Source organism: Halorubrum sp. BV1 (genome assembly GCF_000746205.1).
In the GTDB taxonomy this organism is placed as follows: Archaea; Halobacteriota; Halobacteria; order Halobacteriales; family Haloferacaceae; genus Halorubrum.
Genome location: NZ_JQKV01000002.1, coordinates 664014 through 690353, shown reverse-complemented (window position 1 = coordinate 690353; position 26340 = coordinate 664014). Strand labels below are relative to the sequence as shown.

Annotated in this window: 29 protein-coding genes; 13 read left to right on the top strand and 16 right to left on the bottom strand. The window is 70.1% G+C overall.

Annotated features, from left to right (window positions below):
• Positions 1-8 precede the first annotated feature (8 nt).
• From EP28_RS08045 to EP28_RS08020, 6 genes are all read right to left on the bottom strand, one after another.
• On the bottom strand, positions 9-407 hold the full coding sequence (locus EP28_RS08045; protein WP_049983479.1) for a DUF7975 family protein: 399 nt from the start codon (positions 405-407) through the stop codon (positions 9-11).
• Between the two features lie 73 nt (positions 408-480).
• On the bottom strand, positions 481-1686 hold the full coding sequence (locus EP28_RS08040; RefSeq protein ID WP_049983478.1) for a DUF7118 family protein: 1206 nt from the start codon (positions 1684-1686) through the stop codon (positions 481-483).
• Positions 1687-2133, bottom strand: a complete 447-nt coding sequence (hisI, locus tag EP28_RS08035; RefSeq protein ID WP_230455276.1) for a phosphoribosyl-AMP cyclohydrolase — start codon at positions 2131-2133, stop codon at positions 1687-1689.
• A gap of 67 nt (positions 2134-2200) precedes the next feature.
• Positions 2201-2737: a GNAT family N-acetyltransferase gene (locus EP28_RS08030; RefSeq protein WP_049983477.1), complete on the bottom strand. Its 537-nt coding sequence runs from the start codon at positions 2735-2737 to the stop codon at positions 2201-2203.
• Complete coding sequence (locus EP28_RS08025; RefSeq protein ID WP_049983476.1) at positions 2734-4083, bottom strand: DUF92 domain-containing protein; 1350 nt, start codon at positions 4081-4083, stop codon at positions 2734-2736. Before EP28_RS08025 ends, EP28_RS08030 begins: the two co-directional genes overlap by 4 nt.
• A gap of 465 nt (positions 4084-4548) precedes the next feature.
• Positions 4549-5328: an HAD-IIA family hydrolase gene (locus tag EP28_RS08020; protein WP_049983475.1), complete on the bottom strand. Its 780-nt coding sequence runs from the start codon at positions 5326-5328 to the stop codon at positions 4549-4551.
• 54 nt (positions 5329-5382) lie between these two features.
• On the opposite strand from EP28_RS08020, the gene EP28_RS08015 reads away from it, so the two are divergent.
• The 3 genes from EP28_RS08015 (at position 5383) to EP28_RS08005 (ending at position 7033) form a co-directional block, all read left to right on the top strand.
• Positions 5383-5817: a pyridoxamine 5'-phosphate oxidase family protein gene (locus EP28_RS08015; protein ID WP_049983474.1), complete on the top strand. Its 435-nt coding sequence runs from the start codon at positions 5383-5385 to the stop codon at positions 5815-5817.
• 94 nt (positions 5818-5911) lie between these two features.
• Complete coding sequence (locus EP28_RS08010) at positions 5912-6685, top strand: GTP cyclohydrolase III (RefSeq protein WP_049983473.1); 774 nt, start codon at positions 5912-5914, stop codon at positions 6683-6685.
• A gap of 117 nt (positions 6686-6802) precedes the next feature.
• Positions 6803-7033 carry a hypothetical protein gene (locus EP28_RS08005; protein WP_049983472.1) on the top strand — a complete coding sequence of 77 codons (231 nt, stop codon included), beginning with the start codon at positions 6803-6805 and terminating at the stop codon, positions 7031-7033.
• Between the two features lie 51 nt (positions 7034-7084).
• On the opposite strand, the gene EP28_RS08000 is transcribed toward EP28_RS08005, so the two are convergent.
• Entirely contained in the window at positions 7085-7294 is a 210-nt protein-coding gene (locus tag EP28_RS08000) for a DUF8149 family protein (protein WP_049983471.1), read from the bottom strand.
• A 196-nt stretch (positions 7295-7490) separates the two neighbouring features.
• Here EP28_RS08000 and EP28_RS07995 point away from each other — a divergent pair, with 196 nt between their 5' ends.
• From EP28_RS07995 to EP28_RS07980, 4 genes are all read left to right on the top strand, one after another.
• A complete protein-coding gene (locus EP28_RS07995) occupies positions 7491-9098 on the top strand; it encodes a heme-binding protein (RefSeq protein ID WP_049983470.1) in 1608 nt (535 codons plus the stop codon).
• 51 nt (positions 9099-9149) lie between these two features.
• Entirely contained in the window at positions 9150-9614 is a 465-nt protein-coding gene (locus tag EP28_RS07990) for a universal stress protein (RefSeq protein ID WP_049983469.1), read from the top strand.
• A gap of 89 nt (positions 9615-9703) precedes the next feature.
• Complete coding sequence (locus EP28_RS07985) at positions 9704-11047, top strand: DHH family phosphoesterase (RefSeq protein ID WP_049983468.1); 1344 nt, start codon at positions 9704-9706, stop codon at positions 11045-11047.
• A gap of 111 nt (positions 11048-11158) precedes the next feature.
• Positions 11159-12121, top strand: a complete 963-nt coding sequence (locus EP28_RS07980; protein ID WP_049983467.1) for a carbohydrate kinase family protein — start codon at positions 11159-11161, stop codon at positions 12119-12121.
• A 39-nt stretch (positions 12122-12160) separates the two neighbouring features.
• On the opposite strand, the gene EP28_RS07975 is transcribed toward EP28_RS07980, so the two are convergent.
• Positions 12161-12778 (bottom strand): metal-dependent hydrolase, encoded by a 618-nt coding sequence (locus EP28_RS07975; RefSeq protein WP_049983466.1) that lies wholly within the window; start codon positions 12776-12778, stop codon positions 12161-12163.
• 133 nt (positions 12779-12911) lie between these two features.
• On the opposite strand from EP28_RS07975, the gene EP28_RS07970 reads away from it, so the two are divergent.
• Positions 12912-13994 (top strand): pyridoxal-phosphate-dependent aminotransferase family protein, encoded by a 1083-nt coding sequence (locus EP28_RS07970; protein ID WP_049983465.1) that lies wholly within the window; start codon positions 12912-12914, stop codon positions 13992-13994.
• A 13-nt stretch (positions 13995-14007) separates the two neighbouring features.
• Here the strand turns inward: EP28_RS07970 and arcS are convergent, their stop codons facing one another.
• On the bottom strand, positions 14008-15843 hold the full coding sequence (gene arcS, locus EP28_RS07965; protein WP_049983464.1) for an archaeosine synthase subunit alpha: 1836 nt from the start codon (positions 15841-15843) through the stop codon (positions 14008-14010).
• Between the two features lie 181 nt (positions 15844-16024).
• Between arcS and EP28_RS07960 the strand changes: the two genes are divergently transcribed.
• Together EP28_RS07960 and EP28_RS07955 are read left to right on the top strand one after the other, a co-directional pair.
• On the top strand, positions 16025-17194 hold the full coding sequence (locus EP28_RS07960; RefSeq protein ID WP_049983462.1) for a sensor histidine kinase: 1170 nt from the start codon (positions 16025-16027) through the stop codon (positions 17192-17194).
• A 100-nt stretch (positions 17195-17294) separates the two neighbouring features.
• The gene (locus EP28_RS07955; RefSeq protein WP_049983460.1) at positions 17295-17744 is read left to right on the top strand and encodes a pyridoxamine 5'-phosphate oxidase family protein; all 450 of its coding nucleotides are present in this window, start codon (positions 17295-17297) and stop codon (positions 17742-17744) included.
• A gap of 29 nt (positions 17745-17773) precedes the next feature.
• Here EP28_RS07955 and tgtA read toward each other — a convergent pair whose 3' ends face one another.
• Both tgtA and EP28_RS07945 read right to left on the bottom strand, forming a co-directional pair.
• On the bottom strand, positions 17774-19255 hold the full coding sequence (gene tgtA / locus EP28_RS07950) for a tRNA guanosine(15) transglycosylase TgtA (protein WP_049983458.1): 1482 nt from the start codon (positions 19253-19255) through the stop codon (positions 17774-17776).
• An 86-nt stretch (positions 19256-19341) separates the two neighbouring features.
• Positions 19342-20118 (bottom strand): Nif3-like dinuclear metal center hexameric protein, encoded by a 777-nt coding sequence (locus EP28_RS07945; RefSeq protein ID WP_049983457.1) that lies wholly within the window; start codon positions 20116-20118, stop codon positions 19342-19344.
• 73 nt (positions 20119-20191) lie between these two features.
• Between EP28_RS07945 and EP28_RS07940 the strand changes: the two genes are divergently transcribed.
• The 3 genes from EP28_RS07940 to EP28_RS07935 all read left to right on the top strand — a co-directional run bounded on the left by EP28_RS07940 (position 20192) and on the right by EP28_RS07935 (position 22220).
• The gene (locus tag EP28_RS07940; RefSeq protein WP_049983456.1) at positions 20192-20788 is read left to right on the top strand and encodes a DNA-3-methyladenine glycosylase family protein; all 597 of its coding nucleotides are present in this window, start codon (positions 20192-20194) and stop codon (positions 20786-20788) included.
• A gap of 229 nt (positions 20789-21017) precedes the next feature.
• A complete protein-coding gene (locus EP28_RS14395; RefSeq protein WP_196219620.1) occupies positions 21018-21176 on the top strand; it encodes a DUF7512 family protein in 159 nt (52 codons plus the stop codon).
• Positions 21177-22220: a sulfite exporter TauE/SafE family protein gene (locus EP28_RS07935; RefSeq protein WP_049983455.1), complete on the top strand. Its 1044-nt coding sequence runs from the start codon at positions 21177-21179 to the stop codon at positions 22218-22220.
• Between the two features lie 40 nt (positions 22221-22260).
• Here EP28_RS07935 and EP28_RS07930 read toward each other — a convergent pair whose 3' ends face one another.
• The 5 genes from EP28_RS07930 to trxA form a co-directional block, all read right to left on the bottom strand.
• Positions 22261-23529: an AGE family epimerase/isomerase gene (locus tag EP28_RS07930; RefSeq protein WP_049983454.1), complete on the bottom strand. Its 1269-nt coding sequence runs from the start codon at positions 23527-23529 to the stop codon at positions 22261-22263.
• The gene (locus tag EP28_RS07925) at positions 23526-24038 is read right to left on the bottom strand and encodes a DUF5813 family protein (protein ID WP_049983453.1); all 513 of its coding nucleotides are present in this window, start codon (positions 24036-24038) and stop codon (positions 23526-23528) included. The genes EP28_RS07930 and EP28_RS07925 overlap by 4 nt, the downstream gene beginning before the upstream one ends.
• Before the next feature lie 77 nt (positions 24039-24115).
• Positions 24116-24676 (bottom strand): class I SAM-dependent methyltransferase, encoded by a 561-nt coding sequence (locus EP28_RS07920; protein ID WP_049983451.1) that lies wholly within the window; start codon positions 24674-24676, stop codon positions 24116-24118.
• A gap of 107 nt (positions 24677-24783) precedes the next feature.
• The gene (locus EP28_RS07915) at positions 24784-25896 is read right to left on the bottom strand and encodes an aminotransferase class V-fold PLP-dependent enzyme (RefSeq protein WP_155118443.1); all 1113 of its coding nucleotides are present in this window, start codon (positions 25894-25896) and stop codon (positions 24784-24786) included.
• A gap of 30 nt (positions 25897-25926) precedes the next feature.
• Positions 25927-26268 (bottom strand): thioredoxin, encoded by a 342-nt coding sequence (gene trxA, locus EP28_RS07910; protein WP_049983641.1) that lies wholly within the window; start codon positions 26266-26268, stop codon positions 25927-25929.
• Positions 26269-26340: the final 72 nt, after the last annotated feature.

The following is a 26340-nucleotide window of genomic DNA, read 5'->3' as shown; positions in this document are numbered from 1 at the left end:
TGTCGGAGTCACACCGCCGTCACCCACGCCCGATAGTCGTCGTCGAGCGCGTACACCTCGCGGAACGCGCGTTCGATGAACCCGGCCACGCGGTTCGCGTCAGACCGCGCGGTGATCACCGCGTTCGTCCCCTCGGCCTCCTCCGGACTGACGAGTTCGTCGATCCGGAACTCCGGAAACTCGCCGAGCACGCCCTTTAACCGCTCCAGTTCCGCGTCGGTACAGTCGAGTACGACCTCCGTTCCCGCAAGCTGTATCCAGGGCGGGACCTCGCCGCCGTCGGTCTCGTCGCTGTCGGGATCGACGTCGACGGTCATCACGTCGCTCGACCGCTTCCGGTGTGCGGCCGCGGCGTCCGCGAACAGCTTCAGCCGCTCCGCCTCCGTCGCGGCGTCGAATCGGGTCATGTTCTCCTCTCGGCTCCGATGCCTCTTAAAAAGCGGCCACGCAGACGACGCCTCGCGTGCAGGCGACCGTCGATCACGTCCGTTCCGTCTCCGCGAGCACGGCCTCGACGATCGACCGCGTCCGTTCCGCCTCTTTCACGCGCTCGTCGACGACGCCGCGTTCGAGGAGGGCTACCTCGGCCTCGTCGCAGGCGTCTCGGACCTCGGCCGCGCGCCGCAGTCGCTCGTAGTCGTCCTCGCGGGCGAGGTCTCGGATCGACCGCAGCGTTGCGACCGTCTCGTCGTCTGCCACCCGCGAGACGAGCGGAATGAGCTCGTCGATCTCGTAGCCGAGTTCGTCACCGCCGGCGGGGGGCCAGTCGAGCGTCAGCGGGTGGCCGTCGAGCCGATCGATGTAGGTCTGGTGGACCGCGACCGCCGTCCGGAGCGCGCCGGGATCGTCGACGTAGTGGTCGAGCTTCGAGTTCGAGTAGTCGGCGTACTCTACGAGCGTCGGCAGCGGTTCCTCGCCCGCCTCGTAGTCGGCGACGTAATCGGCGAGGTCGGTCGGCGGTACGTCGACGTCAACGAACGGGGTCCCGTCGGCCCTCTCGAGAAAAGCGAACACCTCGCGGGCGGACGCCGAGGCGTAAAACGACGCGAACGCCTCGCGCACCGACTCGTTGTACGACTCGATCGGCTCGCGGAGGCGGTCGACGTCGGCGTCGAGGTCTGCGTCGGCCATCTCGGCGACCTCGTGAAGCTCGTCGAGCCGCGATTCGAGGTCTTTTTTCGCCGCCTTCGTCTCCTTGCGGGCGATCCGGTACGCGTCGACGGCGTCGTCGTACGCGTCGAGGAGGTCGACGTACTCGCCCGCGGGGTCGAGCGCGTCGCGGGCGGCGGCGAAGTCGCTCTCGGAGAGCCGCTTCTTGTCGACCGCGTCGTCCGCGGCCTCGAACGCGTCGGCCGCGAGCGCGTCGTCGTCGACGTCCACGGCGTCGGCGAACTCGCCGCGGAACTGAACGTATGAGCCGAAGTCGCCGGTCCCGACCGCGTCTTCCTCGTACTGGTCGAGCACGCGGTGCGCTCGGCGGTAGGCGTCTGCGGCGGCCTCGACGCGGTCTCGTCCGAGACCGGCGATGCGATCCTCGATCCGTCGGAGTTCGTCGTACCGCTCTCTGAGCGTCGCCGCCGCCTCGCCCGCCTCGGCGACCCGCCCGTCGTTGACGGCCGCAGCGTCCGCCTCCGTCGCGGCGGCGTCCGCTCCCTCCGAGCCGCCGTCGGTCTCCGACGCGACCATTCAGTACACCTCGTCGGGGTCGAACACGCGGTCGCCGACGTGTTCGCCGTCGATCGTGCGGTGGAAACACGATCGGTGGCCCGTGTGGCACGCGCCGCCGTTCTGGTCGACGAGGTACAACAGCGTGTCGGCGTCGCAGTCGACGCGCACCTCCCGGACCGCTTGGGTGTGTCCCGACGACGCGCCCTTGTGCCACAGCTCGTCGCGAGAGCGCGAGTAGTAGTGAGCTTCGCCGGTCTCGCGGGTCCGTTCGAGCGCCTCCGGCGAGACGTACGCGAGCATCAACACCTCTCCCGAGTCGGCGTCCTGGGCGATCGCGGGCACGAGCCCGTCGTCGCCGAAGTCGACGTCGATCGGCCCGGCCGAGTCCGTCTCGCTCCGGTCCGCCCCGCCCCGGACGGCCTCGTCCCGGTCGGCGTCTCCGGTGTCCGCGTCGACATCGCTCATGTCTCGCCGGACGCGCGGATGTCGAATAGGCCTTTTGTCTGTCTCCGCCGTCGGAACGCGCCGTCGCTCACTCCAGCCGCAACACCAGCGCGTCGCCGTCGTCGTACGCGTCCGCCCGGCGGTCGACGACCGAGAACCCGAGGCTCTCGTACAGCGCGAGCGCGGCCTCGTTGTTCGGGTGCGCCTGCAGCGTCACGGGGCCCGACGCCTCGCGGACGACGGCGCGGAGCAGTTCGCTCGCCCGCCCCTCGCGACGACAGTCCGGGGCGACGACGAGCTCCGCGATGTGGACGCCCGATCGGTTCGGCGCGTCGACCGGCAACAGGTATCCCGCGACCCGCCCGCCTGGCCCGGCGTCGCTGGCCGGCCCGCCGTCGCTCGCCGACCCGCTGTCGCTGGCCGGCCCGCCGTCGGCGAGGCTCACTCGAACGGCTCCCACCGCGAGCCCGTACTCCAGCAGGTCCGGGCTCGGCTGGCGGAGGCGCGACTGTAGCTCGCGGATGCGGCCGGCGTCGGCGGGGCGCGCGGCGCGGACCCGAGACGTCCCCGTGCGTCCGGACCCGGACGACGGCTCCGAGTCGCCGCCGCGGTCGCGTCCCGTCATCGCAGCACCACCGCCCAGAGCGTCACCGCGGCCGCCGCGCCCGAAAGCGTCGCGAGGAAGTTGACCGCCTGGTTTCCGACCGCGTCGCCCTCGACCAGCGCGCCGAGGAGGCTGTCGACGGTCATGCCGACGACGCCGGCGCAGACGACGACCGCGCCGCCCACGACGGGGTCGCCGAGCGGCATGCCGAGCGCGGCGAGCCCGCCGACGAGGAGCCCGCCGGTCCCCCCGGCCACCTCGCCCTGCCACGTCACCGCGCCGTCCGTTCCCGGCTCGACCCGTCGCAGCGTCGTGACGAGCCGCGGACCGTCGTACAGCCCGCCGATCTCAGAGGAGAGGGTGTCGGCCATCGCCGTCGCGGTCGCGCCGGCGAACGCGAGCGCGAACGGGGCCGCCGGCGCGTCGACGTGCGCCGTCGCCGCGTAGCCGACGACCGCGGCGAGCGCGACGGCGGAGTTGGCAAGCACGTTGCCCGTGCCGCGAGCTCCCTCGTTCTCCTGTGCGACGCCGCGGTCCGCCTTCTCGTCGAACCGGTACTTCGAGGCGAGCCCGCCGACGGCGTAAAACGACATGAGCGTGAGGAACCACCCGACGCCGCCGAGCACGACCGCAAGCAGCGCGGAGAGCACGCCGGTCAACATGCCGGAGACCGACGCGGTGCCGAGCGCGACGGAGACGTAGCCGAGCGCGACGGTCACGCCGAGCCCGAAGGCGACGAGCGCGACAGTCACGCCCGGATCGAGCGCGATGAACCCCCAGACGGCGAAGGAGACGAGGATGACCGTGATGTGTGCGTCGCGGGCGAACACCAGCGACCGGACGAGCGCGGCCGTCAGCGCCGCGACCGCGGCGAGGAACCCGACGCCGGGGAGCGTCGCGGTGACGCCGCCGACGGCCGCGCCGAAACTGTCCAGTCCGCTGGTCTGAACCAGCACGCCGACCTGTCCGGCGACTGCGCCTACGGTGCCGCCGGCGACGTAGCCGGCGACGAGTGCGAACTCGTCTGTCGACCGGGAGCCGACGAGTTCCCGGCCGAGGCGGCCGCCACCGACCGCGAGGGTCGCCGCGGCGAACGCCGAGTGAGGAAGCGGGGCGCGGGGGAGGGAGGCGAACAGCGCGAGTCCGGCCGCGGCGAGCGAGAAGGCGACGAACCCGTAGAGCCGCTCTTCGTCCCGGTCGCCGGGGAGTGCGAGCGTCTCGAACCACTCCCCGTCGCGGACGCCGAAAAAGGCGAGCCCGGCGACGGCGAGAAACGGCACGAGCGCGGCGTCGCCGAGCGCCGGAGCGAGGACCGCCAGCGCGGCCACCGCGGCGAAGGCGCTCGCGCGTCGGAGCCTCCGTGTCACACACTCGGCTACCCGGGACGCGCACTTAACGGTCCCGACAGCGGTCGACTCACCGCGGCGGCGGTCGCGGGCGACGACGAGCGCCCGGGCCGGACTGCGGGCGCACCGTCGACAGTCAGACCACTCAGTACCGATACTCGTTGAACTGCACCGCGTGCCCCTCGATGATCCGGACGGACCGCTCCGGGTCCTCGCCGTCGTCTCTCGCGTCCTCGTGTGTGTCTCTCACACTCATACGGTAGTCGAAGTTGGAATCCAATATAAACGTTACCCACATGGCGAAAGTGCGACCGGAGCGTGCCGTCGGCGGATCCGCCGTCGGCGTGTTCGTCGTGGCGGTCAATCCGTGGTGGAATCGACGGTTTTGTCGTGGCGGTCGATCCGTGGTGGAATCGACGGTTTCGTCGTGGCGGTCGATCCGTGGTGGAATCGACGGTTTCGTCGCGGCGGTCGATCCGCCCCGGATCAGTCGAGCACTCGGTCGATCTCTCCGAGATCGTCGAGCACGTAGTCGGGCGAGACGGCGGCGTCCGCGACGTCCGCTTCGTTTGTGATCCCGGACAGCACGAGGGCGGTCGTCATTCCCGCGCGCTCGCCGAGCGCGATGTCGGTGTTGAGACGGTCGCCGACGACGAGACACTCCTCCGGCGGATAGGGGAGTCGCTCGCGGACCATCTCGATCGCGGGATCGGAGGGCTTGCCGAGCACGACGTCGGGCTCGCGCTCGGCGACGCCCGCGATCGCGTTGATCACGGCTCCGGACCCGGGAATGTCGCGATCGGGTGCGGGTATGACGACGTCCGGATCCGTTCCCACGAACGGAACCCCACGCTCTAAGGTCCACAGCGCGGTACACAGATCGTCGTAGTCGAACTCCCGGTCGACGGAGGCGACGAGCGCGTCCGCCGCCGCGGGGTCGTCCGTGGTGGTGAGTCCGGCGTCGGCGAACTGAGAGAGCAGCCCCGGGTCGCCGATGCACAACAGATCGTCTGCTCCGTGGTGCTCCCGGAGGTACCGCGTCGTCACCGTCCCGGCGGTGAACACCTGTTCCGCGTCGATGGCATACCCCGCGGCACCGAGGCGGTCGACGTACGCAGCGGGCGTCTTCGTCGGGTTGTTCGAGACGAAAAGCGTCTCGATGCCGGCCGATCGCAGTCGTTCGTACCCCGCCGGTGCGCCACCGATCGGATCGTCGCCTCGCACGACCGTCCCGTCCACGTCGAGGACGGCTCCGCTGAATGACATGGTCTCCGTCGGGTCGCCACGACCCTATTTGTGTCGTCGTCGCGTCTACCGCGCATGGAGCACGCCGAGTACGTCTACACGAGCGGCATGACCGAGGCGGACGTCGACGATCACTTGCGGGCGGGTCACCACGGCGTCCTCGGACTGGCACGCGACGACGACGCGTACGCCGTCCCGCTGAGCTACCACTACGACGGCGAGCGGCTCCTGATCCGCGTCAGCGGCCACGACCGCGACAGCGAGAAGCGACGGTTCCTCAACGCGACGGACACCGCCACGTTCGTCTGTTATGACGCGTCGGCGGACGCGTCGTGGAGCGTCCACGTCCGCGGACCGATACGAGAGTGGGACGGCGACGTCGGCGAGGCGACCCTCAACGAGTGGTTCCCGCCCTTTCGCCTGTTCGACGAAGCGGTCGAACAGGTCGCATTCACGCTGTACGCCCTAGAGATGGAGACCGTCATCGGTCGGCAGACGACGCGAGAGTGACGACGCGGTGGGGCCTCTGTCCCAGATCCGATACCGCTAACGCGTTCGGGATAACGGAAGCATAAAGCGGCACGACTCCGTATCGGTGTCTACTGTGACGACGACCCAGGTGACCCTCGTCCAGATCGACAACTACGGGCCGTGGACCGTGACCCCGGAGCCGCGTCGCGAGATGGACCTCCAGACGCTTCAGTCGCGGCTCTTCGCCGACATCGCACAGTTCGTCGGCCACCGCGACGCGTACGTCTTCTTCACGCGCTTCGACAACATGATCGCGGTGACGAACGGGGTCGACGACGCCGCCCACGCGGCGCTGCAAGAATCGATCGGGAACCGCTATCCGGTGAGTATCAGCCTCGGGACCGCGGTCGCGGAGCGCCCGGTCGACGCCCTCACGGCGGCGAACCACAGGCTCCAGACCGAGGGGAGCGCACAAGACGAGAGCCGGACCGAGGTGCTCGCCGGCGAGTATCTCACGGAGACGACGGACACCGACCTCCAGATCGCACACTTCGACGTCGTCGACGTCACCGGAAAGTACACCGACCAGATCAACGAGTTCGACACGTTCATTAACGTCGAGCGGGCGTACGCCTCGCTGATGCACTATCTCCGCGAGACCCATGGGGCGCTTTCGTTTTTCGTCGGCGGCGACAACATCATCTCCGTCTGCCCGGACCTCCCCGAACGCGCCTTCACGGACGCGGTCGCACACGTCGAAGACGACGTGGGCGTTGAGCTACAGGTCGGTGTCGGCAGCGGCGCGTCCGCGCACGAGGCCGGCTTTGCGGCCAAACACGCGCTCGAAGACTGCCGCCGTGACGGGACGAGCGTCGAGCTGTTCGCCGCGCCCGCGATCGGCGACTGAGACCGACGCGGTCTCGTCGGCGTCGCGGCTCGGTTCGCTCGCCGCCGGGGTCAGAATATCTACTCTGATAATTGGGGTGTAGCGTTTTTATACGCATCTGGAGAACGACCGAACAACATGTCCGAGGATATCGTATTCGTCTGTACCGCAGACGGCTGTGATGCTGGGCCGTGGGAGGGATCTCACGACGCGATGGCCCACTGCGCCGAGCATTCCGGCCACGGCTACACGGGGCACCCCCGGTCTGACGTGACGGACGTCATTCCGGCGACGGCGACACAGAAGCGCGACAATCGGAACCTCCAGCACAAGGGACATCCCCAGGGTGCGCTCGCTCAGGACGACTGAGTCGCCCCTCGACGCGCCGAGCGCGGATCGGTCCACTCGGTGAGCGTACGACTACGCCGTCTCGTCGAACAACCCGAGGTCGTCGGCGACGAGGTCGGCGAGCTGGTCTTTCAGGGCCGGATCGACCTCGGCCACGTCTTCTCCGTCGTGTTTTCCGTCGTTGTGTCTGGTGAGTGCCCCTTCGACGTCGGACAGCGGGACGCGGGTCTCCGTCTCGCACTCGGTGCACACGATCGGGACGGACGGGTCGTCACTGGGCATCGTCCGGGTAGTTGCGGGTGCCCGGTATCAACCTTCGGGAGCGCGGACGACACGGGACGCCGGCGGCGGCGACGACGCGCCGCCACCGTCACGACCGCGGCGCGTCGCGTGTGCCCGTCGCGCGCTCGTTCGGCCCGCGTTTCCGTCAGCCGAGACGACTCACAAACCCCTAAGTCGCGGCGTCCCAAGACGACGTATGGTCGAGGCACCACAGACCGAGGAGGGCTGGTTCGCGCTGCACGACTTCCGGTCGATCGACTGGGACGCGTGGCGTGACGCCCCCGAACGCGAGCGACGCCGGGCGATAGAGGAGGGGATATCCTTCCTGAACCACCGCGAGCAGGTCTCGGACGCCGACGAGGGCGACTCCGGACTGTTCTCCGTGCTCGGACACAAAGCCGACCTGCTTTTCGTTCACTTCCGGCCGACCCTCGACGATCTCTCGGCTATCGAGCGTCGGTTTGAGGACACGGCGCTCGCGCGGTTCACCGAGCGGACGACCTCGTACGTCTCCGTCACCGAGGTTTCAGGCTACGTCTCTGACGAGTACTTCGAGGACCCCGACGCCGTCGACGAAGGACTTCGTCGCTACATCGAGGGGAAACTCACCCCGGAGATCCCCGACGACGAGTACGTCTGTTTCTATCCGATGAGCAAGCGCCGCGGCGAGGAGTACAACTGGTATGACCTCTCCTTTTCAGACCGCGCCGATCTCATGGCCGACCACGGCGACGTCGGCCGCGAGTACGCCGGCAAAATCAAGCAGGTGATCGCCTCCTCCGTCGGCTTCGACAGCCACGAGTGGGGGGTCACGCTGTTCGGCTCTGATCCCACGGACATCAAAGATATCGTCTACGAGATGCGCTTCGATCCCGCCTCCTCTCGATACGGCGAGTTCGGCGACTTTTACATCGGGCGGCGGTTCCCGCCCGCCGACCTCGGCGCGTTCCTCGCCGGCGAGACGGTGCCGACGGGCGACGGTGAGGACGGCGGCGCGCACGGCCACCGCGGTGAGGGGGGCCGCGGCGGGGGCCACCACGGCGACGACGGCGGTCGCGGCGAGGGCCACGACCACTCCGGTGCCGGGGGCGGCTCAGCGCACGGCGACCACCCGCACGGCGAGGAGAGCGGGGGCGGCTCAGCGCACGGTGACCACCCGCACGGCGAGGAGAGCGGAGCGCACCACGGCGGCGAACAGGACGCGGACGACGGTGTCTCGGACGAGGAGATCCGCGGCGAACTCGCCGACCTCGACATCTACGCCGGGAAGCCGCACGGCGAGGACGTGTACGCGACGGTGCTGTACAGCGAGGCCGACGTGGACGAGCTGTTCGACGAGGTCGAGGGGCTCCGCGGCAACTTCGACCACTACGGCACGCATGTGAAGACGGCCGTCTACGAGGGCCGCGCGACCGACCGCGCCGCCGTCGTCTCCATCTGGGATACGGCCTCCGCGGCGGAGACCGCCGCCGGCTTCCTCTCGGAGCTTCCCGGGATCGTCGCCCGCGCCGGCGAGGAGTCCGACTTCGGCACGATGGGGATGTTCTACACCGTCAAGCCCGACTACCGCGAGGAGTTCGGCGACACCTTCGACGACGTCGGCGAGATCCTCGCCGAGATGGACGGTCACGTCGAGACCGACCTGCTGTCGAACGTCGAGGACGAAAACGACATGTTCATCGCCAGCCAGTGGGAGGCGAAGGAGGACGCGATGGCGTTCTTCGGCTCCGACGAGTTCCGCGAGACGGTCGAGTGGGGCCGCGAGGTCCTCGCCGACCGGCCGCGACACGTCTTCCTGGCCTGAGACGGCGTCCGACCGCCGGGTTTTAGGTGTCGCTGCGGCGAACGCTCGGCTATGTTCGACACGATCGTGGTCGCGACGGACGGCTCCGACAGCGTCCGGCGAGCCGTCGACGTCGCGGTCGACATCGCCGCGCGGTTCGAAGGGGAGGTCCACGCCGTCTACGTCGTCGACAGCGGCGAGGTCGAGTCCACGCCCGACGAGGTCCGCGAGGACCTCCGCGACGCGCTCGACGATCACGGCGAGTCGGCGCTCGCCGAGGTTGAAGACGCCGCCGCCGCCCGCGACCCCGAACTCGACGTTACCGTCGACGTGCGCGAGGGGCGTCCCGCCGCGGAGATCGCCGGCTACGCCCGCGAGGTCGACGCCGACGTCGTCGCGATGGGGACGCGCGGGCGACACGGCGAGAACCGCTTTCTCATCGGCTCCGTCGCGGAGCGCGTCGTCCGGACCTGCCCGGTTCCCGTCCTCACCGTGCGCCAACTCACGGACGAGGACCCCCGACGGACGACGATCTGAGAACCCCACGCGACGGCGATCTGACCGAACCCCGAGCGCGTCCGATCCGAGAGCGGCGGAGTTTTCCCGTTCCCGCTCGCCTCGTCGGTATGGACGACGATCTCATCGACGAGGGGGACACGCCCCGGTCCCGGTACACGCGCCTGCCCGGCAAGGGGTTCTTCTACCCTGATTCGCTGGACGAGGAGCGTGCCGAGCGGCGGGCAGAAGAGGCGATCGAGGGCAGCGAGGCGGTCGTCATCGCCGACGGCGACGCCGACGGGCTCGCCTGCGCGGCGATGATACGGGAGGCGTACGACGCCGCGCTCGACGTGACCGACTTCGAGGCCGCCATCGCGGCCCGACTGGCGGACGGCGACGACGGTGACGGGGAAGACACCGGAGACGACGCGGACGGGGAAGGCGGCGACGAGAGCGATGCCAACGATCCCGAGAGCGACGCCGACGATCCGACGGCCGACGCCCACGCCGAGTCGCCGGTCGGACTCGTTTCGGCGGGTCCCTACTCGATCGACACGTCGTTGGAGCGCGTGCTCGCGTACGCCGACGACGGGATCGATCTCTTCGTCTGTGACCTCTGTCCGGACGACTACGAGTGGATCGCAGAGCCGCTGGAGGCGCTCGCGGAGACGACCGACTCGATCCGCTGGTTCGACCACCACCAGTGGGACTCGGCCACCGCCGAGTCCGTGCGCGACCTCGGCGTCGACCTCGTCGTCGGCGAGTCCGACGAGGAGTGTACCGCCGACGTGGCCCTGCGCTCGCTCGACCACGCGTTCGACGAGCGCTTCTCGGAGCTGGCGGCAGTCACCCGCGACCACGACCTCTGGATCAAGGAGGACCCGCGATCGGACGACCTGGCCGACTACTCGTACTGGGCCGGCGGCGAGGAGTACGCGACGGTCGTGGGAGCGTACGGGGCCGACCTCCCCGAAACGGTGCAGGCGTTCGTCACCGAGCGGCGCGTCGAGAAGGAGGCGCGGATCGACGCCGCCGTCGCCCGCGCGGTCACCCACGAGGTCGGCGACTGGACCGTCGCCGTGACGTACGGCCGGTGCTCGCAAAACGAGGTCGCGGAGACGCTTCGGGAGGAGGGCGCGGACGCGGCCGTGATCGTCAAGCCGGCCGGCTCCGCGTCGATCCGCGGCTCCGAGGATTTCGAGCACGCCCACGAGGTCGCGGGGAAGGTGAACGGCGGGGGCCACCCGCAGGCGGCCGGCTGCAAACCCGACATCTACGACGATATGCTGGATTACGCTCAGCACTGGACCACGGAAGGACAGGCCTGCAAGCGCGTGATCCTCGCGGCGTTCGAGGCTGTCGCCGAGGAGGTCGGCGAATCGGAAGCCGAGGAGGTCGGCGAATCGGAAGCCGAGGAGGTCGGCGAGACGAACGAGGCGGCGGACGAAGCCGACGACGACGGCTCGGAGTAGGATCGCTTGCGTCGCCGCCCCTGCGACGCGGACCGTTCCGCGGGTGACACCCGCGACATCCAGCGACGCGGAACCGCACCTTGATACCGTCCCACCGTCCTCCTGTAGCCAATGGCCGACATTCTCGTCGCCGGCGAGACGCTCGTCGACCTGCTCCCCGATTCGGGCGAGACGCTCCGCGATGTCGACGGCTTCAATCACCGCCCCGGCGGTGCGCCCGCCAACGTCGCCGTCGGACTCTCGCGGCTCGGTGCCGACCCGGCGTTCTGGACTCGGATCGGAGCCGACCCATTCGGCGACTTTCTCGACGAGACGCTCGGCGACGAGGGGATCGACGCCGCGCACGTCGAGCGCGTCGCGGGTAACACGACGCTCGCGGTGGTCTCTCCACCGGGCGTCGACGACCGACGATTCCGGTTTTACGGCTCCCGTGACGTGACATTCGGATTCGATCCGGACGCGATACCGACCGCCGCGCTGGACGACTGCTCGTGGGTCCACCTCGGCGGCGTCGCCCTGACGCACCCAGACGGCCGCGCCGCGATGCGAGCGCTGGCCGCGGCCGCCAGCGACCGCGACTGCACCGTTTCGTTCGACGTCAACTACCGCCCGGACCTCGTGGCCGACGGGGACGGTGAGGCGGTCCGCGACGCGGTCCGGTCGATCCTCGCCGACAGCGACGTGGCGTTCGCGAGCGACGAGGACGTCGAGGCGGCGGGGCTCTCCTCTCGCCAAGGCGCTGCGCTGGGGCGTGACCTGCTGGAGTTCGGACCGCACACGGTCGTCGTCACGCTCGGTGCGGCCGGCGCGCTCGCCGTCGGGTCGCCCGAGGCACCGTGGGGCGACGTGACGGCCCGACACGACGGTTTCACCGTCGACGCCGTCGACGTGACGGGAGCGGGCGACGCGTTCACGTCGGGGCTGATCGCTCGACTCGCCGCGGGCGTCACCGACCTCGACGCGGCGCTCGGGTTCGCGAACGCGACCGCCGCGCTCTCGGTACAGGGCCGCGGTGGAATGACGGCGCTCCCGACACGGGAGGCGGTGGAGGCGTTCCGCGCCGAGCGTCGATAGATGGGAGAGTAGCCCTCTCGATAGACGTGGGGCGCGCGGCTATCGCGGCGGGCCGTCGTTTTGGTACCGGTCGGGGAGGTACGGCGTCGCCGCCGCGGGCACGAACGAGATCGCGTACGCGGCCAGTTCGGCGAGGTGGCGGCGGAGCGCGGTGTACACGACGGCGACGGCCAGCGTCGCGGCCACGACTACGCGGAGCGGCCCGTCGAGGAGGGCGAGCAGGGGCAGCGACAGTCCGACGGAGAGCGCGAGGTCCTCGACCGCGCCGTCGTACCTGACGCCGCGGCGCGGCGCGACCCACTGCCTCCGGTAGTGGTCGTACACCGCGCGGTCGGAGTTCCCTTCCCACGGACGGAGTTCCAGTCCTCCGCCGTACATGTCGGCGAGGCTGTGGACCGCAGCGCCGAGTGCGAACAGCGCGAGCGTCACGGTGAGCGCGGAGGGAGACACGAGTGCGGCGACGACGGCGACCCCGGAGGCGGCAGTGTAGTAGACGGGGTAATGGAGCGTCTTCCGGTGGCCGACGTACATGTCGAGGTCCGGGAAGAGTCCGCCGAGAAAGCCCGCGATAAACCCGATGGTCGCGAACTCCGGGGCCACGCGGACCAGCGGCGCGGCGAGCAGCATCCCGCCGAGCATATGTGTCGGAAGCATCATCGTGTCCGTATTGAAGCAACGAAAACACATGAACGTATCGCCGCACGCGAGTGTCACTCTCTCGTGTGCATCGATATCTCGAGACATACGGTCGTCGCGGCGCGCTTATGTCGTTCGGCGCGCGTGAACGGATATGCTCATGACGCCGGGACCGACCGCGGTCCCCGAGCCCGTCCGCGACGCGATGAGCCGCGAGCTGATCAACCCCGACGTCGACCCGGAGTTCGACGCGATCTACGCCGACCTCGTCGACCGGCTGAGTCGGGTGTACGGCGTCGCGGACGGTTCCACCCCCGCCCGCGACGTCGCCGTCCTCGGCGGCGAGGGGATCCTCGGCTTGGAGGCCGCGATAGCCTCGCTCGTCGAGCCCGGTACCGAGGTGGTGTGTCTCTCGAACGGGCTCTACGGCGACGGCTTCGCCGACTTCGTCGAGTCGTACGGCGGCGAGGCGACGCTCGTCTCGGCGGCGTACGACGAGCCGCTTCCCCTCGACGACCTCGACGCCGTCCTCGCCGACCGCGACCGCGCGTTCGACCTCGCGACGATGGTCCACTGCGAGACGCCGACGGGGACGCTCAACGACCTCGCCCCCGTGCTCGACCGCTTGGAAGCGGCCGACGGAGAGATTCTCACCGTCGTCGACGCTGTCTCCTCGCTCGGCGGCACGCCCGTCCCCACGGAGCGGATCGATGTCTGTCTCGGGGCCTCCCAGAAGTGTTTCAGCGCGCCGCCGGGACTCGCCACCGCCGCGATCAGCGATCGCGCGTGGGCCGCGATGGAAGCGCGCGACTCCGACTCGCTGTACACCAACTTCCTCCCGTGGCGCGACACGTCAGAGGGGTTCCCGTACACCCACCTCACCACGAACGTCGTCGCGCTCGACGAGGCGCTCTCGCTGCTGCTGGAGGAGGGGCTCGACGAGGCGAACGCGCGCCACGAGGCGGCCGCGGCCCGCTGCCGCGAGCGCGGCGCTGTACTGGGGCTCGACCCGTATCCCGACCCGGAGCGTAGTTCGCCCACGGTGACGGCGTTTCACGTCCCCGGACGCGCCCCGGCGCTTCAGCGCGCGCTCCGCGAGGACCACGACGTGACCGTCGCAACCGGGCTCGGCGATCTGGCCGACGACATCCTGCGCATCGGTCACATGGGACACAACGCCCGGACGGAGCGCGTCGACGAGGCGATGGACGCGCTCGCCGCCGTCCTCGACGAATAGGAGAGCTACGGAGTCAGCGCTCGTCGACGTGTCTGACCTCGCTCGCGACGCCGCGCGTCGAGTCGACCATCTCCGGGCCGGACATCTCGGCGCGGCCGACCGCGAACGCCTTCGGCCCCTCGATGACGACCTCGTCGCCGACGCGTATCTCGTCGTCCGCGTCGACGACGCCCGGCGCGAGCACGGAGCCGTGCGGGACGAAGGCGTCGATCTCGACGCGCTTGGTGGGCGCGTCGCTCGCGAGCCACCGGCGCGCGCCGGCGAGCGTAAAGGAGAGGGTACCGTACTGGGGCACCATCGTCGCGAGCTGCTCACCCGGCTCGCCCTCGCGGCCGGCGTCGGGGTCGTCGCCCCACACCTGAAGTTTCGGGTAGCGGCCGGTGGTGCGGATGTCGGCCGCGCCGTCTCCGCCGTGCGCGTCTCCGGTCCCGCTCGCGTCGCCGCCGAACAGCTCGTCGCCCGCGCCGTCGCCGAGGAGGTAATCGGCTATCGCCCGAACGGTGTTGTGCTCGCGCTCGCGCTTGCTGTAGGCGGGCTCGCCCTGAAGGGCGGCGTTCAACTCCCCGAGCGACTCGTCTCCCGTCGGGTGGCCGACGCAGGTGTACTCGAAGGAGACGTCGGTCGCGGGGTCGCGCTCGACGCGCTCGCAGATCTCGCGGTAGCCGCCGTCGGGGACGTGCGCGATCACCCGTGAGTAGTCGTTGCGCGTGAGATAGCGGCGGAGAACTTCCGCGACGAACGCGATCTCGTCTTCCGACCAGTCGCCGGTGACGACCGCGTCGTAGTGTTGCGCCGGGTACGTCGTCTCCAACTCTTGGGGCACCACGCCGATCGGCGAGGTCATCGAGACGGTGTGGCCGCGCCACTGTATCGCGTCGTGGAACTGGCGGTGACTCTGCGAGTCGCTATACGGCTTGGTCGCCGAACAGGGCACTAACACGAGCGGCTGGTCCGAAAAGCGGTTCCGGTACCGGCTCGTCACGCGGTCGGCGAACCGCTGGATCTCGACGCGGTCGAGCGTCTCCGCGCTCGCGGCCGTCACCTCCGCGTCGCGCATCAGCGGCGTCCGTTCTTCGAGGTACGACCACTGGTCGTCGAACTCGCGGAACGCCGCCGTGAGCCACTGCTCGTGGCGCGTCTGTCCCTCGATGTAATCGCGCAGGCGACCCGACCGGATCCGCTCGCGGACGCGCCGAAGCTCGGCCCGCAGGGCGGTTTCGTTGTGATCGGCACAGTCCGCGCGGGTGAACGACTCGCGGGACTGCGCGCAGGCCGGACAGGCGCAGGGCAGTTCGTCGAGGTCTTCGAGGAAGTGTTCGGCGTCACTCGTGAGGTACATCCCCTGCGTGCCCTTCGTCCGCGCGAGCGACGCGTCCACGAGGTCGACGCCGGCGTACGCGAGGAGCGCAACGTTTCGCGGGGTCGCGACGCCGGAGAGGCCGAGAGCGGTGTCGGCCGGCAGCGCCGATTTCGCCCGCACGATGGCGTCTCTGAACGCTTCGCCGTGGCCGACGAAACCGCTCGCGTCCGCGAGCAGGTACGCGTCGACGCCGATATCACGGGCGCTCTCGCTGTCGACGACGGCCGCAGCCGGGAAGTCGACGTCCGGGTGCTCGACCGCGAACGACTCGCGCACCTCCCCGCGGGTGCCCGCCGGGAACGCTCGGTGCGGCAAGAGGGTGAGCGCGTCGTCGTCGCCGTCGGGCACCTCGCGGTCGGCGGCCCAGAGGCTCCCCGCGTCCGTGAGGAACGGGTCCGCGAGCGCGGGCGTCGTCACCGGCTCGGCGAGACGAAGCTCCCCGAGCCGGGCCGCGCCGTCGCGTTCGTGGACCTCGAAGTACTCGGTCATACGCCTCCTCGCGCGGGGACGGTCAACTCTCTTGTGTTCCGGTCCGATCTCTCCGCTCGCGTTCCAGTCCGGTTTCATCCTCCGCGTTCCGGTCCGGTTTCATCCCCTGCGTTCCGGCTCGGCCTCGTGTCCGACACCGGCGGAGCAAACGTTATCCCTCCCACCGACTTCGCCGTGACCGATGAGGAACCGGTTCGACACGCGGGAGGCGGGCGCGGATCGACTGCGAGAGCTACTGGAGGCGCTCGGGGTGACCGCCCCCGATCAGGTCGCCGAGACGCCGACGGGCGGCCCGGCGAGAGTCGCCGCCGCCCTGTTCGTCTCGCTCGCCGGGTTCGCGCTCCTGATACCGAACGTCACTCCGCTCGCGACCGGCGGCGAGCCGCCGATCGGGATCGCCTTGTCCGTGCTGGGGACGGTGCTGTCGCTCGCGTTGATACTCGTCGGCGCGCTGTTGTACCGGAGCACCTTCACGACGCGAAACGCCGTTCGGATCGCCGTCTGGAGCCTGTTCGGGATCGTCGTTCTCGGCGGTATCATGGCCGGCGTCCTCCGGTATCAGGCGGCGCTCGGCTCGCCGATGATCGCGCCGACGTTCACGGTCGCGAAGGTGCTCGCGATCGGTGCGGTCGCGCACGTCATCATCGGCGTCTACGACGCCCGCCGGGTCCGCGCCCAGCAGCTCGCGAAAGAGCAGCGCAAGCTCGCCGTGTTGAACCGCGTGATCAGACACAACCTCCGCAACGAGACCACCGTGCTCGGCGGACACGCCTCGATCATCGCGGAGCGCGCCGACGACCCCGACCTCCGCGAGTCCGCGGAGAAGGTCGCGGAGAGCGCGGCGACAATCGGCGGGCTCGCGGAGGACGCGAAGCGGCTGCAGGCCGCCTTCGAGCGCCGCCCGGACGCGCGCGAGCCGGTGGCGGTCGATCCGGTCTTGGCCGACGCCGCGACGGCGGCCCGCGAGGCCGGGGCGGCGTCCGTCGAGGTCGACGGCGACGACGCGGTGGCGCTCGCCGACGACCGGCTCGCGACGGCAGTCGAGGAGCTCGCGACGAACGCGGTCGAACACGGGGCCGACACGGTGGCGCTGTCTGCCCGCGATCGGGGAGACGACGTCGAGATCCGGGTCGCCGACGACGGACCGGGGATCCACGAGGCAGAGAGCCGCGTCATCACCGGTCGCGACCCAGAGACCCAGCTCGAACACGCCAGCGGGCTCGGCCTCTGGATCGTGCGCGCGACAGCCGACGCGCTCGGCGGCTGGCTCGCGATCGAGACGACGCGGTCCGAGGACGCGGCGGACGGCGAGAGCGGGACGACCGTGACGCTCGGCGTGCCCGCGGCCTGAGACGCGACCTGCGACGCGGCGTCCGCCCCGGGACTGGCACGGAGACGACGGGCCGAGAGGCCGCCGGAACCGTTAGGCCGCTCGCGGCCGATCCGTTCGCATGGAGATCACCGGCCCGTGGGATCGGGAACGTGTCGACGAGTTCCTGACCGACGCACGGGTACCGGTTCGGATCGGCTGTCGAACCCCGAATGACGCCCCGTGGATCGTCTCGCTGTGGTTTCGCTGGGACGGCGCGGTCCACTGCGCGACGAGCGCGAACGCCGACCTCGTCGACTTCCTCGCGTACGACGACCACGTCTCGTTCGAGGTGTCGACGAACGATCCGCCGTACAAGGGCGTCAGAGGACGCGGGCGCGCGACGGTCGATCCCGACGAGGGGAAGGACCTGCTCTCCGCCCTCCTCGTCCGGTACCTCGGCGGGGTTGACAATCCGGTCGGCGACCGGCTCCTCCTCCCCGAGCGCGAAGAGGTCCGGATCCGGATCGATCCCAAGCGACTCCACACGTGGGACTACAGCGAGCGCATGGGCGGCGTTGACGACGACTGACGGGGCGATGGCCCCGCCCACCTGTCGGACTACCGTCCGAGCGTTCGGAGGTCCTCGGTGTCGACGCCGTCGGGAACGCGTTCGAGCGCCGCGGCACACCAGTCGTCGTGTCCGAGCGTGATCGCCGTCTCCGGGTTGGCGTCGGCGAGGCTCGCGACGCCCGCCGCGGCCGCGACCTGCGCCGCGTCGTCGACGCGGTCCGGGACCTCCGCGGTGAGCGGGTACGTCTCCGAGAGCGCCCGCGGGAACGGGCCGAACGGCGGTTTTACGCGCCAGACCGCGTCGTAGTCGTGCGAGGAGGGCGCGTTCGACTCTGTGAGGAGCAGCCGGTCCGGGACCGCGAGCCGCGAGAGCCGATCGTGGTGGCGGCTGACCTCGGGGCGTCGCGCCGCCTCGTGGGAAGTGTAAAAGAACGCGTCCTTCGAGACCGGATCCGTCCGCTCCAGTTCCTCGGCGTGGTCGAGCAGCGCGCGGTACCCGTCGAGCATCGCGGGGTGGCCGCGGGCGCGGCGGTCGACCAGATCGAGGAGCGTCCCCGACCGGATCGCGGCTTTCACGCGGCGGATCTCCTCGAACGTGACGTGGAGGTTGTGCTCGGCGAGCAGCCGCTCCGTCTCGCCGTCGCCGCGCTCGCGGACGTCCTCGGGCGTGTGGTCCGCACAGACCGGACACGAGCACGGGAAGTACGTCATCTCGCCTAGGTGTTCGGTCCCTGAGACCGTGAGGTACCGCCCGTCGCGGGCCATCAGCGCGTAGGCGGCCGAGTCGAACAGGTCGCACCCGGCCGCGACCGCGAGCGCGAACATCATCGGGTGGCCCGCGCCGAACAGGTGCACCGGCGCGTCGGGTGCGAGCCCGCGTTTCGCCGCCCGGACCTGCTCGACCACGTCGGCGTACCGGTAGGCGTTCAGCAAGGGTACCATCGCGCCGACCGGAAACACGTCGAGATCGGTCGCGGCCGCGTGTCTGCCAGCGGCCTCCCGCAGGTCCGGGAACGTCGACCCCTGCACGGGCGCGTTCACCAGCATCTCGCCGGTGTCCGCGTCCTCCGCGTCCGCAAGCGCCTGTTTCGTGGTCTCTAGCTCTCGTTCCGCGCGCTCGCGGTCGACGTCCGGCGGCGTGGGCACGTCGACGGGAGTCGCCACGTCGCTGCCGATACGGCGCTGGAAGTCGAGGATCTCCGCGGTGGTCACGTCGATGTCGCCGTACTCGGCGAGCTGGAACGACCCGGAGTCGGTCATGATAGCGCCATCGAACCCCAGAAAGTCGTGTAACCCTTCCTCTAGGACCCGGTCGCGGATCCGGTCCGTGCTCCGGATGATGTAGGAGTTCGTGATCAGCATCTCTGCGCCGAACTCCTCGCGGAGCCGCCGCGGCTCGATCGTGAGCACGTTGGGGTTGACGACGGGCAAGAGCGCGGGCGTCTCGACCGTGACGCCCGCTCGCGGGACCGACAGCCGGCCGATCCGCCCGGCTGCGTCGTGGTCCCGGATCTCGAAGTGATCGCGCATATCCGGTGTCCGCGGAGCCGAGCGGTAAGGGTTGCGTTCGGATCCGGGCCTAGAGACCGCGCTGCGTCGCCCGGGTCACGCCCCGCTCACAGCCCCGTCGGGTGCGAGACGTACACCGTCTCCAGCCCCCACTCCTCGGAGAGCGACTGCAACGACCGCACGCCGAACGTCTCGGTGGCGTAGTGGCCGCCGAGGAAGACCGTGATCCCGGCCTCGCGCGCCTCGTGATACACCTTCCCTTTCCCCTCGCCGGTGACGAGCGCGTCCGCGCCGCGCTCCGCCGCCTCGTCGAGCCAGTCGGCACCCGACCCCGTCACGATCGCCACCCGCTCGATCTCGTCGGGGCCGAAGTCGACGACCCGCGTCGGCGCGTCCGCGTCGTCCGGTTGGCCTTCGAACGCGTCGAGCGTCTCGCGGAGCGCCGTCGTCGACCGCGGCGTCGCGGTCTCGCCGATCGTCCCGATCGTGACCGGGCCGAGCGTGCCGAACGGCTCGCGGTCGCCGAGCCCGATCGCCTCCGCGACGCCGGCCGCGTTGCCGAGGTCCGCGTGGCCGTCGAGCGGGAGGTGTGAGACGTATAACGCGATGTCGTGCTCTGCGAGCGCCGCGATCCGGTCGTACGTCGCGCCCGTGACGCGGTCGATCCCGCCCCACGAGATCCCGTGATGGACGACCAAGGCGTCCGCGTCCGCCTCCGCCGCGGCCTCGATCGTCGCCGCGGCGGCGTCGACCGCGAACGCGACGCGCTCGATCTCGGCGTCGTCCGGACCGACCTGCAGGCCGTTCGCGCTGGCGTCCACGTCGGCGTAGGCCGCGGTGTCGAGCCGGTCGTCGAGTCGCCCTGCGTACTCGGAGAGTTGCATGCGCGGCGGTACGCCGCCCGCGACGTAAAGAGCCGGGAAACGTACAGGTGCGTCCGGCCCCGATCGCGGATCGATGGACGACCGAATCGCGGAGACGCTGCGCGCGGACCCGACCATGGCGTCGCTCGTCGACCGGCACGGCCCGCTGACCGTGGAGCCCGCGACGGACGAGTTCGCCCGACTCTGCACGTCGATCGTGAACCAGCAGCTCTCGACCGCCTCGGCGACGGCCATCCACGACCGCTTTCTCGACCGACTCGACGGCGAGGTGACGCCGGAGCGCGTGCTCGCGGCCGACGAGGAGCGCCTCCGCGAGACCGGGCTCAGCGGCACCAAAGTCGAGTACCTGCGGTCCGCGGCGCGGGCGTTCCGCGGCGACGACCGCGACCTCACGCGCGAGGGGTTCGCGGACGCGACCGACGACGAGGTCGTCGAGGCGCTCACCGCGATCCGAGGGATCGGCCAGTGGACCGCGCGGATGTACCTCATCTTCGCGCTCGGCCGCGAGGACGTGCTGCCGCTCGGCGATCTGGCGGTGCGCAAGGGGATCGGACAGGTGTACGCCGACGGCGACGACCTCGACCGCACGGCGATGCGCGAGATCGCCGAGGCGTGGCGGCCCTACCGGAGCTACGGAACGAGATACATCTGGGCCGAGTACGAGTCGTGAGGACAGGTCGACGTGACGGGTCGACGTGACGTGTCACCCGTGACGCCGATCGAAATAATAGCCATACGTTATGGGTGGCTCTCCGTCCGGTATGCGGATATAGTATTGTGCGACAATCCCAAAACCATTATCACCGCGCGTCCGCTACGGTCGGGTGTATGACCGAATCAGACCCGGTACAGCCGTGTGGCGTCGCAGTCTTCGCGAGGCCCGCGGCGGAGGGGAGTCGATGACGGGAACCGAACTGCTCCCCGGCGCGTCGCCGTCGGTGGCGGCGCTCGCCGTCATCGCCGTCGTCCTCGCCGAGGCCGCGCTCTTGTACGCCGGATACGGTTTCCTCGAAGACAGGCTCGGACCGACGCTGTTCGACCGACTCAGGCGGATATAGATGTTCGGACTGCTCGGGCTGAGTCCCGGTCTGTTCGGTCTCTTCGTCGTCTTCGGATTCATGGTCGGCGTGTTCTTCGGCTTCTTCGGGATGGGCGGGTCGTTCCTCGTCACGCCTGCGCTCCTCATCCTCGGGTACCCCGCGCCGGTCGCCATCGGCAGCTCGATGACGTTCGTCTTCGGGACCGCCGTGATCGCGACGCTGAAACACCACGACGCCGGACAGGTGGACTACCGGCTCGGCGGGCTGATGTTCGTCGGGATCACCGTCGGCATCGAACTCGGCAGCCGACTGGTGTTCGGACTGGAGGTTCTCGGGATCGCCGAGGTCGTCGTCGGGACCGCGTACGTGGTCCTGCTCGCCGCAATCGGTGCTCTGTTCACCCGGAGCGCGATGGCCGAGGACGCGGGAGACGACGGCGCTGGCGACGGACGCGAGCGCGCCACCGAAAGTGACGGGTCCGAGCGCGACGACGTCCCCGCGATCGCAAAGCGGATCCAGTCGTACGAGATCCCGCCGATGATGACGCTTTCCGACGGGAGCAGAGCCTCGCTGTGGACGATCTCCGGCGTGGGCGGCGGCGTCGGTCTCGTGTCCGGATTCCTCGGCGTGGGCGGCGGCTTCGTCCGGATGCCGGCGATCTACTACGTCGTCGGCACCTCGCTCGCCGCGGCCGTCGGCACCAGCCTGTTCGGCGGGCTGATGTCCGGCGCTGTCGGCGCGTTCACGTACGGTCGGGCGGGCGTGATCGACCTCGGCGTCGTCACCGCGCTCCTGCTCGGCAGCGCGCTCGGTGCCCGGATCGGCTCGGGCGCGACCGCCTACGTGGACGAGGACGACGTGACGATTTACTTCGGCGTCATGCTGCTCCTCGCCAGCCTCGCGGTCGCGCTCGGCGAGGCGGCGACGTGGCTCTCGATGCCGATATTCGACCGGATCAGCTTCGTGCTCCTCGTCGGCTCCGCGCTGTTCGTCTGTTCCGTGATCCTCTATCACGGCGTGCTGGCCGTGCGCGACGAGCGCCGGTCCACCCCACCGGCGTAACCCCGGGACGCACCCTTTCCCGGCCGCGGTTCGAGCGGTGTCAGGGCGCGTCGTCCGTCTCCGCGCGCGCCGATCGCCAGCTCTCGAAGGCCGCGCTCGCGGGGTGGTAGTCTGGCTCGACGCCCGGCGGCTCCGGTGCGACGAGGTCGCCGTCGGCCTCCGGCGGCAGGCGCTTCTCGTACCAGACGCCCGCCGGGCCGCGAAACAGGTCGGTACACACGAGCAACCGGCGGTGCCAGTCGCGGAGTCGTGCGGCCGTCTCCGCGTCGCCGCGGTCGACCGCGCGCTCGGTCAGCGCCGCGGCCGCGCCGATGCCCTCGGCGAGCGCCCAGCCGTACCGGTCGTCGACGATCGGCGAGCCGTCCGCCCGGTGGGTGTAGACGAACCCGTTCTCCGCCCAGCCGCTCTCGACCGCGGCGTCGAACAGGTCGAGCGCGCGCCCGTACCAGCCGTCGGCGGCGGTTCCGTCGGCGTCCCCGTCTCCTCTGAGCGATTCCGGGACTGCGGCGTCGTACCGGTCGAGCAGCGCGAGAAATTTCGCCCACTCGACGTGATGGCCCGGCTGGTATCCCGGCGGGCGGAACTGGTGGCGCGGTTCGTCCGCGTTGTACTCGAAGTCGTGCTCCCAGTCTGCCGTGTAGTGTTCCCACAACAGTCCATCGGTGGCGGCCGCCAGATCGACCGTGATGGACTCGGCGATGTGGCGTGCGCGGTCCAGGTACGTCGCCTCGCCCGTGGCCTCGTAGGCCGCGACGTACGCCTCACAGGCGTGCATGTTCGCGTTCTGCCCGCGGTACGGCTCCAGTTCGGACCAGTCGGGGTCGCAGTCGCTCCGGAGCAGCCCCGCCTCGTCGCGGAACCGGTCGTCGACAAGCGCGTGGGTCGCCGCGAGGCTCTCGCGAGCACCCTCGACGCCGGCGGCCGTCGCACGGGCGTACGCCAACAGCACGAACGCGTGTCCGTACGCCGACCGCGTCCGATCGACGGGCGTGCCGTCCGCCTCGACCACGAGCCGATACCCGCCGTCGTCGCTCGCGTGTGCCTCCCTGAGAAACGATAGCCCGTGTTCCGCGGCCTCAACGCACCAGTCGGGACCGCCGGCGAGCGCCCCGGCCGCGAAGTTCGCGATCGACCGACAGGTGGCGACGAGGTGTCTGCGGTCGCCCGTGTAGCGGTCGCCGGTCTCGGGATGTACCAGCCGGTACCCCCGCTCCGCGAGCGCGTCGGGATACTGAACGCGAAGCGTCGCCAGCAGCCGCGCGCGGCTCGTCCGCGCCCGACGCTCGGCGTCGGCCTGCGTCCCGGTCATACCGCCCCGTCGTTGCCCTGTCTGCGGGCCGCAGAGAGCAGGTCGGAGACCGGTTCCGTGTACTCGTAGCCGGGGATGACACCCTGAACGTACGTCCCCTCGACGAAGTCGACGAGCGCCTTGGCGTCGTCGACGGCGCGTACCGCGTTCTCGTCACGCAACGCGAAGGTCACGGTGATCGCGCCGTCGTCGACCGCGACGTGCGGATCGAACTCGCCGTCGCCGCGCGTGACGCCGCCGACGTCGACGACGCGGCGCTCGAACGTCTCCGTCCATCCCTCCTCGACCACGTCGGCGACCGCGTCGGCCGTCACGGCAGAGAGCGTCGGCACAGTGACGCGCACGGTGAATCGGATCTGCTCGTCCGTCCCCGGCTCGGCGCTGACTGCGGCGTCGAACGCGGTCGTCGCGACGCGCCAGGCGTCCTCGTCGCGCTCGAACGCGTCGTGTGCGGCGAACGCCCGACGAGCCCGATCCGGGGGCTCGGCGTCGGCGTCGGTTGCTGTCATACGATGAGGGAGGTGAGCCGCGAGTAAAAACGCGTTGCGTCGACATCGAAGCGGTCCATTCGTCCGTCCCGCGGCGATCAGGGTGCGCGGGCGACGACGGCGAACGTCTCCGTGCGCGTCGCCGCGTCCTCGACCGCGAACCCCGCCGTCTCCAGCATTTCGACCGCGTCGTCGGCGTCGTATCGCTCGTCGACCGGCGGCCCGTCGTCTCCGTCGCCGTCGGCCGACCAGTCGAAGATCGCGAGCCGCGCGTCGCTCGCGAGCACGCGAGCGAGTTCGGCGATCGACTCGGGCGTCCCGAACTCGTGGAAGGTCATCGTCGAGAACGCGCCGTCGAGGTCACCGTCGCCGAACGGGAGGTCGCTCACGTCGCTCGCGACGAGCTCGACGTTCTCCGGGACGCCCTTCTCGCGATAGAACTCGTGCATCTCGGCTTGCACGTCGACGCCGTAGACGGTCCCGACGTGCGGAGCGACGTCGTCGGTGTAAAACCCGGTGCCACTTCCCAGATCGGCGACAGCGGCGTCGGCCGCGGGAGCGATCCCCCCGATCACCTCCTCGGCCGACACCCAGCGGTAGCGAACGCCGGGCCGCTCCAGCCGCTCTGCCTGATCCGCGTCGAACGTGTGAAAACCCATGCCCTGTATTGCACACCAGGTGCTAAAACGCGTCCGATCGCGCACCACTCCGCGTCCGATCGCTCACCACTCAGCGTCCGATCGCTCACCACTCAGCGTCCGATCGCTCACCACTCAGCGTCGAGCGCCTCGACGAGCCGGTCGACCTCCGACTCCGTACAGACGGCGTGGACCGACGCCCGAATCGCGTCCGGATGGGGGAGCGACCGGACCACGATGTCCTCCTCGGCGAGCCGCTCGACGGTCGCCTCGGGATCGTCGACGTCGATCGTGACGAGTCCGGTCTCGTACTCGCGGGGACTCAGGAGCCTGTCGTCCGGGACGCCGTCTTTCAGCCGGTCGGTGAGCGCTTCGATCCGCGCTTCGATCGTGTCGAGCCCGACCGCGTCGATCGCGTCGAGCGCCTCGATCAGCCCGACGTGGGCGGCCGCCGTCGCCGTGCCGATCTCGAATCGCCGCGCTCCGTCCGCGTACGATATCTCGTCGGCGCCGGAATCGTCGACGCTGCGGTACCCAACCGCGCGCGGCGCGAGGTCGGCCGCGGCGTCGCGGTCGACGTAGAGGAATCCGGCCCCCCACGGTCCCAAGACCCACTTGTGGCCCGCCGCGGCGACGGCGTCGGCTCCCCACGCCGACACGTCCATCGGGACGTGTCCGGGGGACTGCACCGCGTCGACGAGGGTGAACGCGCCCGCCTCGTCGGCGATTTCCACGAGGTCGGCCACGGGGAGTCGGGTCCCGTGGGTCCATGTGATCGCGCTGAAGCAGACGAGCCGCGCGTCGGCGACCGCGTCGGCGTACGCCTCGCGGTCGACCCGACCGTTCTCGGTCTCGACGACGCGGACCTCGACGCCCTCGCGTTCGAGCCGCTTCCAGGGGAGGATCCCCGCGGGGTGTTCGAGGTCGGTCCGGACGACCACGTCGCCCGGTTCCCAGTCGATCGCGCCGGCGATCCGCGTGATTCCGTCCGTCGTGCTCTCGGTCAGCGCGATCTCGTCGAGATCGGCTCCGACGAACGCCGCGATCCGCTCGCGGACCGTGTCGTACGTCCCGAAAGCGTACTCGTACGGGTCGGTCGTCGCTGAGCCGAACTCGTGGTCCTCGACGAACGACGCGGCGGCCTCGACGACGTAGCGCGGGCTGGGTCCGTGCGCGCCGAAGTTGAAGTACGCCGCCTCGGAAAGCGCCGGGACGTCCGCGCGAAGCTCCCGCGGCGTCATGCCCTCGACCTCGGTGTGGGCGTGCGACATTCAGGCGACGTGTTTTGTGACTGCGTCCTGAAGCGCCGACTCGGTCTGTGCGCCGACCATCCGCTCCGCCAGCTCACCGCCGGCGAAGACGAGCAGCGTCGGGATTCCCTGCACCCCGTACTCCCCGGCGAGGGCCTGATGCTGGTCCACGTCCACCTTCACGACCGCCGCGTCGGTGTCCGCAGCGACCGCCTCCACTGCGGGCTCCATCATCTGACACGGCCCACACCAGTCGGCGTAGAAGTCGACGAGGACGGTGTCGTGCTCGGCGACGAGGTCGTCGAAGTCGGCGGCGTCATCCAGCTGTATCGGTTCCGTGGGGACGGATTCGGTAGAACTCATCATCACACGATACGCTCTCCGAGGTGATAATAGTTTTGGACATATCGCACAATACCCCGGCTCGGCCTGCTG